This is a genomic window from Streptomyces sp. NBC_01622 (assembly GCF_045209635.1).
In the GTDB taxonomy this organism is placed as follows: domain Bacteria; phylum Actinomycetota; class Actinomycetes; order Streptomycetales; family Streptomycetaceae; genus Streptomyces.
In genome coordinates this window covers 301,165-314,156 of sequence record NZ_CP109293.1, presented here as the reverse complement: position 1 = coordinate 314,156, position 12,992 = coordinate 301,165, and the positions used below count along the sequence as shown (strand labels likewise).

Below are 12,992 nucleotides of genomic sequence, written 5' to 3'. Positions count from 1 at the left end.
TTCGCCTCTCGGTCGGCTTCGGGCATGGAATGAGGAGACGTAATATCGAAGGCTGGTCAGTGATCGCGGTGGACCCAGCCCGCGTCGTGCCAGTACGTCTCCAGGTTCTCCATCGGCTCCGGCCAGGTCTCGGCGTAGGTGACTCCCTCGGCGCCGGCCGTCATCAGATAGGGAGTTCCGGCCTTGCTGATCCAGAACTCGCCGGGTCCGACCGTGCGGCTGCCCTCCTCCCCGTCCTCGCCCCAGACGACGTGGAACTCCCCGCCGAAGACAATGATCAACTCGTCGAGGTTGTGGTGGTGCCGGGGCACCGCGAAGTTCGGGGCGCAGCGCAGCCCGTTGATGTTGAACGACGGGTCCACCTTGGTCGACCACCACATGTTGCCCTTGAAGGTCTGCTCCATGTCGACCGGCGCGTCGGCCAGGAGACCGCCTCCGTGCCACAGATACGTGGGGGCGGACTGGTCGACCGGCAACTCGATCCAGCCCTCGTCCGCCAGCAGGTTGAAATACTCGATTCCCATGAACCGATACTGAGCATCGGGGTGGGGCGTGTCATACGTGAATCCCGTTGGCCGGGACCGGAGTTGTGAACGCCCGGCCGAGGGGTCCCGATGAGCGGAACCCGTCGACGACACGCAGGCAGGCCGCGCGTACGGTCGCCGAGTGACTCTTACTTTCGGTGATCTGGTGGCGGACGCGGACTGGGTTCCCATGGGCCTGGACCAGCAAGGGCATCCGAAGTACTTCTGGAACGACGGCGGTTCGCTGCGGGACGCGCCCGTGGACTTCCGGGCGACGTTCGACGGCGCGATGTGGGTGTCCACGAAGCCGATCGACATACCGCGCTTCAACCGCAACCCGCTGCGCGTGCGCCCGCACTTCACGGTGCCCCGGCACCACCACAACGTGGACGAGATGCTCTTCGTCTTCGCGGGCGAGTACCACATCGAGCACTACGAGGCGGGCGAGCCGCAGACCGTGCGGGTGGGGCCGGGCGAGGTCTTCCTCAGCCGGGCCGGCACGCCGTACACGATGACGGCGGGACCCGAGGGCGTCACGTACATCGAGACCTGGCCGAAGCCGCTGAAGCGCCTGGAGACGTACTGGCACGACGTCGGCTGGGTCCGGCGCTGAGCGGCCGGGCCGGTCCCGGCCCCCTGAGGGCCGGGACCACGGACCGGGCGGGTCAGTCCGTCCAGAGGAACCTGTCGGCCACCCGGTGGTGGTTGTAGACGGTCATCTCCTGCTCCTCGCTCAGCCGGTGGCCGTCGAAGCTGGGGGAGTGCATGCCCACCGTGACCTCCTTGGCGTTCTGCAGGTCCTGGGTGAAGATCTCGCCGAGGTCGGCCTCGCGGAAGTCCTCGAAGAACTGCGACTGGAAGTCCCGCTTCTTGTCGTAGTCGGCGACGGGGACCTGGTCCAGGCTGAAGATCTCGAACAGGCAGCTGTCCGGGTCCAGTCCGTCGGGCCGCGCGCGGTAGCCGAAGACCGAACCCTGGTTGGGAAGCAGGATCGTGTTCGGGAACACGTTCCACGCCGTACCGGCCTCCGCCCACTGCCGGGGCGTGATGTCGGGCCAGTCGTAGCCCTCGGCGAGCGACAACTCCTTGTACAGCTGCATGTAGTACTGACCGGCGGTCATGCCCTCCGGCACCTCAGCCGTCTTCAGCGCCTCGGCGGCCCGCCAGCTCCGCTCGTTCTCCAGGCCGCGCATGTCGTCGGCGATGTACTGCACGCTCAGCGCGACGCTGAGCCGTTCGTCGGTCACGCCCCCCGTGCCCCGGTTGGCCGGGTCCTTGGCGGAGTCCTTCTTCTTCGGGCCGACACTCGAATAGTGCGCGTGCCGCTCGTACACGGTCGTCGGCGCCCACATTCGGTTCTCGAGTTCCTTCATCGAGGCGATGTTGGTGTTCGACTTGTCGAAGCGGTACAGCTGCGGATGCGTCCCCGCCACGTGATAGGCCTCGAGGAATCCGTCCAGCGCGGTCTTCCAATTGCACGGCAGCAGCACGGACTTGTGCCACCGGTACCGCATGTGCTCGAACTGGAACGGCGCGAAGATCCTCGGGATCGGGTCCAGGTATGCGAGGAGCGGCCTCGCGTCGGGGTCCATGTTGATGAACACGAACCCGCCCCACTGCTCCGCCCGCACCTGCACCAGACCGAGGTCGTCGTCCGAGCGCGGCACGAACTCCTCACGGTCCAGTACCAGCCTGATCGAACCGTCCAGGTTCCAACGCCAGCCGTGGAACGGGCAGATGAGGGAACCGACGCGACCTCGGCCCCGCGCCAGCCGCGTACCGCGATGCCGGCACGCGTTGAAATAGGCCCGGATCGAGTCCTTGCCCTCCCGCACGATCAGGATCGAATGACCGCCGATCTCGTACTCGACGAAACAACCGACACCCGGCAGCTCCTCCAGCCGGCAGGCCATCAGCCAGGTCCGGGTGAACACCTTCTCCAGCTCCAGCTTGAGGAACTCGGGGTCCAGATAACGGCTCTTGGGCACGAACGCACGCGACAGCCGGTACTTCTCCGGGACCTTCTCGGCCGGCACATCGCCCTCGAACCACGGAACACGACGGTCCACTCGGGGCTCAACCACGGCAGACACCGATCACCACTCCTCCACTCGGCATACGTGTACGGCTCCAGCGGGCCGCAAGACGAGGTCAGCCGGCATCGGGCCCGGCGACCTCGGTCCCGTCGGCGCGCCGCACCACATGGATGCAGTTGCCCGGGCACTCGTCGGCGGCGTCGATCACGTCCAGGCGCAGCCGCTCCGACACATCGGCCTGCGCGCCCTCCGGCGTCAGCAGCTCCCCGCCGGGGGCGTCCTTGACGTAGGCCAGCCCGTCTTCGCCGAACTCGAAGACATCGGGGGCGTACTGGGTGCACAGACCGTCACCCGTGCACAGCTTCTGATCGATCCACACCCGCACCTCATCGCTCACGAGCCTCGCCTCCTCGTCCACGGAAAGCTCCGAGCACCACAGGGCGTACGGACCCCTTCGCCCGTCGTCGCGGTGGCGGTGAGAACGACTCTCCACGCGGCGCCCCGGACCGTCCACCGACCGTCCCATCAACCGGGACCGGCACCGACGCCCCTGGTCGGACGCCTCCTACACTCGACCGGCCGACGCAGGGCGACACTAGTGGCCGCGCCCCCGGCCGTCCCCGGAGCACCCCGCCCACCACCCCCAGGAGACAGGCCCGTGGCCGAGACCGTGACCACAGACATCCTCATCGTCGGCGCCGGCCCGATCGGGCTCTACGGCGCCTACTGCGCGGGCTTCCGCGGGCTGCGGACCGTCCTGGTCGACGCGCTGCCGCAGTGCGGCGGCCAGATCACCGCGCTCTACCCGGAGAAGGAGATCCGTGACATCGCCGCCGTCCCGGGCACCCGTGGCCGCGACGTCGTCACCGCCCTCAAGGACCAGGCCGACGCCTTCGACCCGACGTATCTCCTGGGCCGCCAGGCGGTCGGCCTCGCCCACTCGCCCGACGGACGGCCGCAGGTCACCCTCTCCGACGGCGCCACGGTCGACGCCGGAGCGGTCGTACTGACGGCCGGGATCGGCGCGTTCACCCCGCGGACCCTCCCGGCCGGCGAGGAGTTCCTCGGCCGCGGACTGACCTACTTCGTGCCGGACCCGGCGGAGCACGCCGACCGCGACGTCCTCGTCGTCGGCGGCGGGGACAGTGCCGTCGACTGGGCCCTCGCCCTACACCCCATCGCCCGCTCGGTGACCCTCGTGCACCGGCGCGGCACGTTCCGGGCCCACGCGGCGAGCGTCCGCGAACTGCACGAGTGCGGGGTCGGCATCGTCACCAACGCCCAGGTGGAGACCCTGGCCGGCGACGACCGGCTGCGCCAGGCGCACGTGAAGATCGACGGGGAGGCCGAACCCCGGGTACTGAAGGTGGACGCGGTCGTGGCCGCGCTCGGCTTCATCAGCAACCTCGGGCCACTCGCCGACTGGGGCGTCCAACTGGAGCGGCGCACGATCGTCGTCGACACCAGGATGCGCACCACGGTCGAGCGGATCTACGCGGCCGGCGACGTCACCGCGTACCCCGGCAAGGTCCGCCTGATGTCCGTCGGCTTCGGGGAGGTCGCGACGGCGGTCAACAACGCAGCCGTAGCACTGGACCCCGCGCTGTCCCTGTTCCCCGGACACTCCACCGAGTCCGCCTGAACACGCTCAACTCCCTTTCGAAGAGACCTTCTTCGAGAGGGAGTTGAGCGTGTTCCTCGGGCCTACCGGCTTCCGTCGGCCATGTCGACCGCGGCGATGTAGGAGAACGCCATCGACGAACCCACGGGACCGCCCGCGCCCGGGTAGATCCGGCCGGACATCGGCGCCATCGTGTTCCCCGACGCGTACAGACCGGCGATCACCGAGCCGTCCGGCCGCAGCACGCGCGCGTGGTCGTCCGTCTTGAGACCTCCCTTGGTCCCCAGGTCGGACAGCACGATCGAGACGGCGTAGAACGGAGGCTTGTCGATCACCCCGAGACAGGGGTTGGGGCCGTCGGTGTGAGAGCCCGCCATCTGCGTGATCATCAGGTCCCAGGGATCCTCACCCCGACCGAACTCCTCGTCCTTGCCGCCCCGGGCATAGCCGTTGAACCGCTCGACACTCTCGGTGAGCGCACCCGGAGGCACACCGATCAACTCCGCCAACTCCGCCAGCGAGTCGGCCCGCTTCAGCACACCGGCGGCGAGGAACTTCTCCACGTCGAACCAGCCAGGAACCTGTGGCGCGACCGGCAGCCCGGCGAACGCCCTCCTGTTGTCGAGCTGGCGCTGGTCGAACACCCAGTGCGTCGGCAGATGCGACACGCCTGAGGACCTGTGCGCCTTGAGCATCTCGTGACCGGCGCGGTCGTAGGGGAGCCGCTCGTTCATGTAGCGCTGTCCCGCCGCGTTGACCCAAATACCGCTCCAGACCGAGGTGTAGAACACGGGGCGCGTGTCGGGTACGACGAGACCGGGCGCGAACCACGACTCGTCGAGCAGGTCGGTCGCCGCGCCGATGTCCATTCCCGCGACGAGGGCGTCGCCGGTGTTGCCCGGGCAGCCCTGGGTCCACTCGTCGGTGACTCCGGGCTGGAACCGTTCACGCAGGGCACCGTTCCGCTCGTAGCCGCCGGCGGCGAGGAGTACGCCCCGGCGGGCCCGCAACGTCATCAACTCGCCCTCGCTCAGGGCCTCGACGCCGACCACCGCGCCGTCCTCGACGAGGAGGCGCGTCAGCCCGGTGTTCGTGCGCACGGTGCCGTTGCCGGTCTCCACGAAGGCGAGCAGCGCCCGGCCGATCAGGGCCTGGCCGCCGATCATCCTCGGGCCGACCTCGACACCCCAGCGTTCCGTCCACAGCGGCCTGCGCACCAGCGGCTCCAACTCGCCGAGTGCGGACCGGTCGAGGTCCGGGGGGAAGATGGTGCGCCCCTGGGGCAGACTTCCCGGCCGTCCGGCGAAGTAGTCGGGCACGCCCTGCCAGACGAACTGGCCGAACCGCGGATTCCGCTCCAACTCGTCGATCAGGACGGGCCCCGCCCGCAGGAAGGCCTCCCGCAACGAGGCCGGCGAGTCGTCGCCGATGATCGCGTCGAGATAGGGCCGTGCGACATCGGGACCGTCCTCGATCCCGGCGCGCTCCTCGGCCGCGTTGCCGGGCAGCCAGATTCCGGCGCCCGAATAGGCCGTGGTCCCGCCGACGTACTCCGTCTTCTCGATGACCAGCGTACGGAGCCCACGGGAGGCCGCCGCGTACGCGCCGACGAGTCCCGCGCCCGATCCGACGACGATGACGTCGTAGGAATCGGCTGTGCCTTCGTCGCTCATGACGTTTCCTCTCCCGAATGCCCCTGTCACCGGCCCGCGTTCGACTTGGCCTCAAGGTGCGCGAACCCCTGCGCGGCTTCCTCGTCCAGCTCCATGACCTCGACGAAGTGGCCCAGTTCGGCCGTCATGTCGAGATACCCGAAGCGGATGGCACCGCTGTCCCCGAACTGCTTCCAGGTCCTGCCGCTCGCGGCGACGATCGCGGACGCCTCGTCGAAGTCGTCGACACGGAAGCCCAGATGATGCAGCGTCGCCGGTTCTCCGGGCCTGACAGCGCCGCGGTAGAGGTCGACCGCGCCGCCGACCGGACGGATGATCTCCAGGTTGGTCGGGCCGGCGTTGACCAGGGCCACATCGATGACCCACTCGTCGGCGGGCGCACCGTCCACCACCACGAAGGGGGCCCGCGGGGCGTCGGGACCGACCGGTGGCAGGCCGCCGCCCAGCGACGACTTGAAGTGCTTGACGCACCGCACGGTGCCCAGCCTCGATTCGAGGAACGTGGCCGCAGCGTCGATGTCGTCCGTCACATATCCGAGCTGCATGAAATTACGGAAGAGGTCACTCAACGACCGCACTCGGCACCCCCTGCTCTGGCTGGCCCGGTTGACCACGGGCATCGACTGTCCACCCGCCACCCGAGGTCGTCCACCGGATGTCCCACCAGACGGAATCGGCGGCGACGCCGCGAACCCCGCGTGGCACGATGCGGCGATGACCACATCGAGCGCGGAGGCGGCTCAACTGCCCGTGGACCGGGCCGCGATCGAGCACCGGCTCATCACCATGCGCAAGTCGGTCGGCCAACTCGACTCGCTCGGCGCGCTGGACAGCGCACGCCTGGCTGCCGATCCGGGAGCCGGGCTCGTCATCGAGCGCATCCTCGCCCTCCTGTACGACCTGGCCGCCGCCATCAACCGGGCCGCGCTGCCGGGCCGACAACCGAGGACACCAACAGCCTCGTTCGGCGCGGCCGGGAAGGCCGGAATGATCGACGCCGAACTGGCCGCCGCCCTCGCACCGGCGGACGGTCCGCACCACGTCCTCGTACAGCTGTGTCTCGACACGGAACCCGAGAACGTCCCCGCGATCGTGGCTGCCGCGCGGACCGGATACCGGGAGTACGTACGGCAGGTGACCGACTGGATCACCGCTGGTCCCGGGGAGAGTTGCACCGGTCAGGAGGGCCATGCCGGTTCGGTGACGGTCGCGGCGAGTGCGTCGAGGAGTACCTGGGCGGGCTGTGACGCGGGCGGCTTGCCGTAAGCGGCGGCCACGACCTGGCGGCGCATGCCGGGGATGCGGTGGAGGCTGACCCCGGGGTGCCTGTTGGCGAGGAGGGTGAGTCCAGGCAGCAGGCTCACGCCGAGCCCGGCCGCGACGAGCGCCTGTACGGCGACGTAGTCGTCGGTCTCGAACTCGACCACCGGCTCGAACCCGGCCCGCCCGCAGGCGGCGACGAGGTGCTCGCGGCAGCGTTCGCACCCGGCGATCCAGCGCGCGTCGGCATAGGTGGCCAGCTCCGCCCGGGGCCCGTCCCAGCACCGGTCCGCCGGGGTGACCACGTACAACGGCTCGTCGAGCAGCGGTGTCATCGTGGTGTCGCGGCGATCGCGCTGGGGCGGATCGCCGTGCTCGAAGATCAGCGCCACGTCCACGTCGTTGTTGCGCAGGGCGCTGAGCGCGTCGGGCGGTTCGGCCTCCCGCAGGGTCAGTTCGACGGCGGGGTGCTCGGCGGACACGCGGGCGGCGGCGAGCGGCACCAGGGTGGCCAGCGCCGAGGGAAACGCGGCCAGCCGGACCCGGCCGGTGCGGAGTCCGGCCAGTTCGTCCAGCTCCGCGTGCACCGACTCGACCTGCGCGAGGATCGACTCGGCCCGGTCCACCAGCAGCCGGCCGGCCTCCGTGAGCCGGATACCGCGGCCCATCCGCTGCAGCAGTGGAACACCGACCTCGGCCTCCAGCCTGGCGAGTTGATGACTCACCGACGGCTGGGCGTAGTGCAGCGCCTCGGCGGCCGCCGTGATCGAACCCTCACGGGCGACGGCGACCAGGACACGCAACCGACTCAAGTCGATCATTTGTGAATCATAGACCGCGTCGATGACAGCCTCGAAAACACGCATTGGACCATTACCGGGCTCACTGCGACGGTGAATCGATAGTGGGTGCGAGAGATCTCGGCCGCACATGTCCTCGTCGGGGATCTCACCCCGCACGCCTGCCCGGGCCCCGGGCGCCGAAAGGAGATGGCGCATGACCACGGCTGTGAATCCACCGTCGCGATCGATGTCGGTGAGCGACAGCGCGGCGCGGACCCTCGCGAACGCCACCAAGACCGTTCCCCAGATGGCCTCCATCACGCCCCGCTGGCTGGTGCATCTGATGTCCTGGGTCCCGGTCGAGTCCGGCATCTACCGGGTGAACAAGGTCGTTCACCCCGAGTCGGTGCGCATCGAGTGCGACAACTACGACGAGTCGCCGCTGCCGGACACCTTCGTCGACTACGAACGCGAACCCCGCGAGTACCGGCTCAAGGCCGTCCAGACCGTCCTGGACCTCCACACCCGGATCTCCGACCTGTACTCCAGCCCGCACAACCAGACCGCACAGCAACTGCGGCTGACCATCGAGGCGGTGAAGGAACACCAGGAGGGCGAGCTGATCAACAGCCCGGAGTACGGGATGCTGGCCAGCGTGGCGGACACCCAGCGGATCTCCACGATGGCGGGCCCGCCGACCCCGGACGACCTCGACGCCCTCATCACGAAGGTGTGGAAGCAGCCCGCCTTCTTCCTCACCCATCCCGAGGGGATCGCCGCGTTCGGCCGGGAATGCACCCGGCGAGGAGTACCGCCGGCCACGGTCAGCATGTTCGGCTCGCAGTTCCTGACCTGGCGCGGCCTGCCGATCATCCCGTCGGACAAGGTCCCGCTGGAGAACGGCAGGACCAAGTTCATCCTGCTGCGCACCGGAGAGTCGCGCCAGGGCGTGGTCGGACTCTTCCAGCCCGGGCTTTCCGGCGAGCAGGGCATGGGCTTGTCGGTGCGCTTCATGCAGATCGACCGCAGCGCCATCGCCTCCTACCTCATCTCCCTGTACTGCTCGCTCGCGGTTCTCACCGACGACGCGCTCGCCGTGCTCGACGACGTCGAGGTGGACAAGTTCCATGACTACGCTCCGAGTTACCGGTAGCCATGACCACGCCCTCACCCACCGGTAACGGAGCCGCCCCGGCGTGGCTGCCGGACGAGGAGACGCTGAGCCGGATGGCCGGGGAGTTCTTCCGAGCACTCCCCGGGCAGCCGGCGGACACGGAGACGCCGACTCCGGCCGTCGACGGCCGGCCGGAATGGCCGACGCCCACTGGCCCGCCGCGCGCGGACTCCTCTCCTACGGCGCCTGCGGGGCCGTCGGCCGCGCAGGCCGCCCCCGCTGTGCCCACCGGTCCGCCGGCCCCGGGCCCGTTCCCTGCCCAGCCGGCCGGTCCGCCGACGGCGGATTTCGCACCTGCGGTGCCAACTGGCGTGCCTGCTGCGGAATCCGCTCCCGCGGTGTTCACCGAGCGGCCCGCCGCAGCCCCTTCAGCGACGGCGCTGACCGGCACGCCCGCCGTGAACCCAGCCCCTCCGATGCCCACCGGCATCCCGTCCATGGATCCGCCGCCCCCGGCACCGACCGCCGGAATGAGCCCGCCGTCCGGGCCGCCACCGACCAGCGCCCCCGCCACGTTCATGGCGAGCCCCTACGCGGTGGGAGCGCCGGGCGGCGCCACCCCGGAGGCATCGGCCCCGCCGGTGGCCCCGGGGCCGCCGCCCGTCCCATCACCGGCCGCACCGGCCCACCTCCCGGACCCCGGCCCGTACTACTTCCTCACCGAGGCCGCCGGGTACCCCGCCCAGGCGCCGGAGCTGCCCGGCTTCGGGCACCTCGGGCTGCCGCCGCTGCCCGAGGCGATGGCACCGACGGCGACGACCGCGCCGTACTACTTCGTCCAGGAACCCGACGTGTCCGGCGCGCCGTCGGTACTGCCGCTCGACCAGCACCCGGCCTTCGACGTGCAGGCGGTGCGCCGGGACTTCCCGATCCTGTCCGAGCTGGTCAACGGCCGTCCGCTGATCTGGTTGGACAACGCCGCGACCACGCAGAAGCCGCAGGCGGTGATCGACCGGCTGGTGGAGTTCTACTCGCGGGAGAACTCCAACATCCACCGCGCGGCGCACGAACTGGCCGCCCGGGCCACGGACGCCTACGAGGGCGCCAGGAAGACCGTCGCCCGGTTCATCGGGGCCGGCTCCGCCGAGGAGATCGTGTTCGTCCGGGGCACCACCGAGGCGATCAACCTGGTCGCCAAGGCCTGGGGCCCGGCGCACATCCGCGCGGGCGACGAGATCGTGCTCTCCCACCTTGAGCACCACGCCAACATCGTGCCCTGGCAGATGCTGGCGGAGCAGACCGGTGCGGTGATCAAGGTGATTCCGGTCGACGACAGCGGCCAGTTGCTGCTCGACCAGTACACCGCCCTTCTGTCGGAGCGGACCAAGCTGGTCGCGGTCACCCAGATGTCCAACGCGCTCGGCACCGTCGTACCGGTCGAGCAGATCATCGAGATCGGGCACCGGGCCGGGGCACGCGTCCTGGTCGACGCGGCGCAGTCGGTCCCGCATCTCCCGATCGACGTAAGGGAGTTGGACGCGGACTTCCTGGTCTTCTCCGGGCACAAGCTGTTCGGACCGACCGGGATCGGCGTCCTCTACGGCAAACGGGAGGTCCTGGAGGACATGCCTCCGTGGGAGGGCGGCGGCAACATGATCACCGACGTCACCTTCGAGAAGTCGAGCTTCCAGCCGCCGCCGGGCCGTTTCGAGGCCGGTACCGGCAACATCGCCGATGCGGTGGGACTGGCCGCGGCCATCGACTACGTCGAGCGCATCGGCCTGCCGAACATCGCCGCCTACGAACACACCCTGGTCGAGCACGCCACCGAAGGCCTGCGGTGCGTGCCCGGGCTGCGGTTGGTCGGCACGGCCCCGAACAAGGCGAGCATCGTGTCGTTCGTCCTGGACGGCTACGAACCGGCCGAGGTCGGCACCGCCCTCAACGAGGAAGGAATCGCGGTGCGTTCGGGCCACCACTGCGCGCAGCCGATCCTGCGCCGGTACGGCCTGGAGGCCACCGTCCGGCCGTCGTTCGCCTTCTACAACACGCACGCCGAGGTGGACACACTGATCTCGGCGGTCCAGCGGCTCGGGGACCGCCGCTAGCCGAACGCGCCACCAGAACGGGTACGGCCGAGACCTGTCCGAGGCTTCCGCCGTACCCGTTGGGTTATTTCTTCAGCCAGCCGACCTTCGTGTAGTCGACGTCCGCGAGGCCGCTCGCGCCGTAGTTGGCGAGGTTCGAGCGGACCGCGAGGACCTGGGGGCGCTGGTAGACCGGGATGGAGTGGCCCAGAGCCCAGATCTTGGCGTCGGCCTCGTTGTAGAGCTTGTTCGCCTCGGTGGTGTCCGTGGTCTCGGTGGCCTTCTTCAGCAGGGCGTCGACCTCGGGGGAGCCGACCGAACCGTAGTTCTGGTAGAGGTTCTTGCCGGACGGCTCGCGGTAGATCGGGTACGCCTGGGAGCGGAAGATCTGGTCGACCCAACGGAAGCTCGTCAGATCGAAGTTGCCGATCGTGACGTACTTGGAGAAGTAGTCGTTCGACGGCACCTTCACGATGTTGAGCTTGATGCCGACCTGCGCCAACTGCGCCTGGACCAGCTCTGATTGGTCCACCTGCGCGGAGGTGGAACCCGCGCTGAGCGTGTAGCCGAGGGTGAGCTGCTTGCCGTCCTTGACCCGCTTGCCGCCCTGGAGTTTCCAGCCCGCCGCGTCCAGCAGCTCGCCGGCCTTCTTCAGGTCGTACGTGCCGTACCTACCGGAGTTGTCCTGGTACCCGGCCTGGTTGGGCATGAAGAAGTGGCTGCCGTACGGCTTCAGCTGGACGGGGAGGTCCTTGCCGAAGGCGGTGGCGATGGACTTGCGGTCGATGGCGTGCTGGAGTGCCTGGCGGACGCGCACGTCCTTGAGCGGGCCGCGCGCGCCGTTGAACTCGATGTGCACCTCGTCCCAGCGGGCGCCGACGCGGATGTCGGTGCCGGCCGCCTTGTACAGCCGCTTGTAGTCCTCGGGCAGGAGTGCGGCGGCGTAGTCGATCTCCTTGTTGAGGTAGGCGTCCGTCCAGGCGGTGTAGTCCAGGGCGCGGTAGACGATGGAGTCCAACTTGGGCTTCGTTCCCCACCAGTTGGGGTCCGGTACCGCCGTGATGGTCTGCGCCGTCTTGTCGTACGAGGAGATCTTGAAGGCGTTGCCGGTGATCGGGATCTTCTCCGTCCAGCCCTTGTTGAACTTGTCCGGGGTGTCGATCCCGGCGGCCGGCAGCAGCGGGTTGAACAGATGCTTCCAGTCGGCGTACGGCGTGGTGAAGGTGACCTTGACCTGGTGCGCGTCGGCGCCCTGTTCGACCTTGCCGATCTGTTCGTAGCCGGAGGTGTCGGCGGCCTCGTACGCCTTGTCCGTGCCGTTGTTCGCCTTCCACAGGGCCTCGAAGTCCCGCCAGTCGATGGTCTTTCCGTCGGACCACTTCGCCTTGGGGTTGAGTTTGTAGAGGACCGTCTGCGGGCTGGTGGAGGTCACCGAGACAGAGAGCAGGAAGTCCGTGTCGGGGTGGGACTCGCCCTGCGCGTCCGCCCAGAACAGCCGGGGCTCCACCAGCTCGTTGATGTCCTGCGCGTCGCCCTGGTTGCCGTTGGCGGTGTAGCGGTTGAAGTCCGCGATCCACTGCGAGATCGCCAGCTTGAGGGTGCCGCCCTGCTGGATGTCGTTCAGCGGACGGGCGTTGATGGCCTGGCTTCCTGCCGGGGCCGCGCTCTTCTGCGCGACGGGTTTGCCGTCGTCGGAGGAGCCGCAGCCGGTCACCAGTAACGCGGTGGCCGCGGTGGCGGCGACCCAGGCTGCGGCGGAGGTCTGTCGCATGTCGGTGTCCTTCGTGGGGGCCGGTGGTCATCGGTGGGCGCGCCGAAACTTCGGGAGACGCACCGAACGTAGAACGGCCTACGACCCGCGGGGGAGGGCCTCATGGACATTGACATGTTCTCTT

At 69.1% G+C, this 12,992-nt stretch carries 12 protein-coding genes; 5 read left to right on the top strand and 7 right to left on the bottom strand.

Going from position 1 to position 12,992, the window contains the following annotated elements; genetic code table 11:
* Positions 1-56: 56 nt before the first annotated feature.
* The gene (locus OH768_RS01430) at positions 57-524 is read right to left on the bottom strand and encodes a hypothetical protein (RefSeq protein ID WP_406449145.1); all 468 of its coding nucleotides are present in this window, start codon (positions 522-524) and stop codon (positions 57-59) included.
* A gap of 142 nt (positions 525-666) precedes the next feature.
* Between OH768_RS01430 and OH768_RS01425 the strand changes: the two genes are divergently transcribed.
* Complete coding sequence (locus OH768_RS01425) at positions 667-1,137, top strand: hypothetical protein (RefSeq protein ID WP_406449143.1); 471 nt, start codon at positions 667-669, stop codon at positions 1,135-1,137.
* Positions 1,138-1,189: 52 nt separating this feature from the next.
* Here OH768_RS01425 and OH768_RS01420 read toward each other — a convergent pair whose 3' ends face one another.
* Together OH768_RS01420 and OH768_RS01415 are read right to left on the bottom strand one after the other, a co-directional pair.
* The gene (locus tag OH768_RS01420; protein WP_406449141.1) at positions 1,190-2,617 is read right to left on the bottom strand and encodes an SRPBCC family protein; all 1,428 of its coding nucleotides are present in this window, start codon (positions 2,615-2,617) and stop codon (positions 1,190-1,192) included.
* 58 nt (positions 2,618-2,675) lie between these two features.
* The gene (locus OH768_RS01415; protein WP_406449139.1) at positions 2,676-2,978 is read right to left on the bottom strand and encodes a ferredoxin; all 303 of its coding nucleotides are present in this window, start codon (positions 2,976-2,978) and stop codon (positions 2,676-2,678) included.
* A gap of 240 nt (positions 2,979-3,218) precedes the next feature.
* Here OH768_RS01415 and OH768_RS01410 point away from each other — a divergent pair, with 240 nt between their 5' ends.
* On the top strand, positions 3,219-4,202 hold the full coding sequence (locus OH768_RS01410) for an NAD(P)/FAD-dependent oxidoreductase (protein ID WP_406449137.1): 984 nt from the start codon (positions 3,219-3,221) through the stop codon (positions 4,200-4,202).
* Positions 4,203-4,264: 62 nt separating this feature from the next.
* Here the strand turns inward: OH768_RS01410 and OH768_RS01405 are convergent, their stop codons facing one another.
* Positions 4,265-5,854, bottom strand: a complete 1,590-nt coding sequence (locus OH768_RS01405; protein ID WP_406449135.1) for an FAD-dependent oxidoreductase — start codon at positions 5,852-5,854, stop codon at positions 4,265-4,267.
* 26 nt (positions 5,855-5,880) lie between these two features.
* Positions 5,881-6,399 (bottom strand): VOC family protein, encoded by a 519-nt coding sequence (locus tag OH768_RS01400; protein ID WP_406449133.1) that lies wholly within the window; start codon positions 6,397-6,399, stop codon positions 5,881-5,883.
* A 169-nt stretch (positions 6,400-6,568) separates the two neighbouring features.
* On the opposite strand from OH768_RS01400, the gene OH768_RS01395 reads away from it, so the two are divergent.
* A complete protein-coding gene (locus OH768_RS01395; protein WP_406449131.1) occupies positions 6,569-7,120 on the top strand; it encodes a hypothetical protein in 552 nt (183 codons plus the stop codon).
* On the opposite strand, the gene OH768_RS01390 is transcribed toward OH768_RS01395, so the two are convergent.
* Positions 7,033-7,935, bottom strand: a complete 903-nt coding sequence (locus tag OH768_RS01390; protein ID WP_406449129.1) for a LysR family transcriptional regulator — start codon at positions 7,933-7,935, stop codon at positions 7,033-7,035. The two genes, OH768_RS01395 and OH768_RS01390, sit on opposite strands and share 88 nt — an antisense overlap.
* 175 nt (positions 7,936-8,110) lie before the next feature.
* Between OH768_RS01390 and OH768_RS01385 the strand changes: the two genes are divergently transcribed.
* The gene (locus tag OH768_RS01385) at positions 8,111-9,049 is read left to right on the top strand and encodes a family 2A encapsulin nanocompartment shell protein (protein ID WP_406449127.1); all 939 of its coding nucleotides are present in this window, start codon (positions 8,111-8,113) and stop codon (positions 9,047-9,049) included.
* Positions 9,050-9,051: 2 nt separating this feature from the next.
* The gene (locus tag OH768_RS01380) at positions 9,052-11,118 is read left to right on the top strand and encodes a family 2A encapsulin nanocompartment cargo protein cysteine desulfurase (protein WP_406449125.1); all 2,067 of its coding nucleotides are present in this window, start codon (positions 9,052-9,054) and stop codon (positions 11,116-11,118) included.
* Positions 11,119-11,182: 64 nt separating this feature from the next.
* Here the strand turns inward: OH768_RS01380 and OH768_RS01375 are convergent, their stop codons facing one another.
* Positions 11,183-12,868, bottom strand: a complete 1,686-nt coding sequence (locus OH768_RS01375; RefSeq protein WP_406449124.1) for an ABC transporter family substrate-binding protein — start codon at positions 12,866-12,868, stop codon at positions 11,183-11,185.
* Positions 12,869-12,992 lie beyond the last annotated feature (124 nt).

Coding starts and splice junctions, on each gene's coding strand:
- OH768_RS01385 (WP_406449127.1), top strand. CDS start 8,111: ATGACCACGGCTGTGAATCCACCGTCGCGATCGATGTCGGTGAGCGAC.
- OH768_RS01380 (WP_406449125.1), top strand. CDS start 9,052: ATGACCACGCCCTCACCCACCGGTAACGGAGCCGCCCCGGCGTGGCTG.
- OH768_RS01375 (WP_406449124.1), bottom strand. CDS start 12,868: ATGCGACAGACCTCCGCCGCAGCCTGGGTCGCCGCCACCGCGGCCACC.
- OH768_RS01395 (WP_406449131.1), top strand. CDS start 6,569: ATGACCACATCGAGCGCGGAGGCGGCTCAACTGCCCGTGGACCGGGCC.
- OH768_RS01405 (WP_406449135.1), bottom strand. CDS start 5,854: ATGAGCGACGAAGGCACAGCCGATTCCTACGACGTCATCGTCGTCGGA.
- OH768_RS01390 (WP_406449129.1), bottom strand. CDS start 7,935: ATGATCGACTTGAGTCGGTTGCGTGTCCTGGTCGCCGTCGCCCGTGAG.
- OH768_RS01400 (WP_406449133.1), bottom strand. CDS start 6,399: ATGCAGCTCGGATATGTGACGGACGACATCGACGCTGCGGCCACGTTC.
- OH768_RS01430 (WP_406449145.1), bottom strand. CDS start 524: ATGGGAATCGAGTATTTCAACCTGCTGGCGGACGAGGGCTGGATCGAG.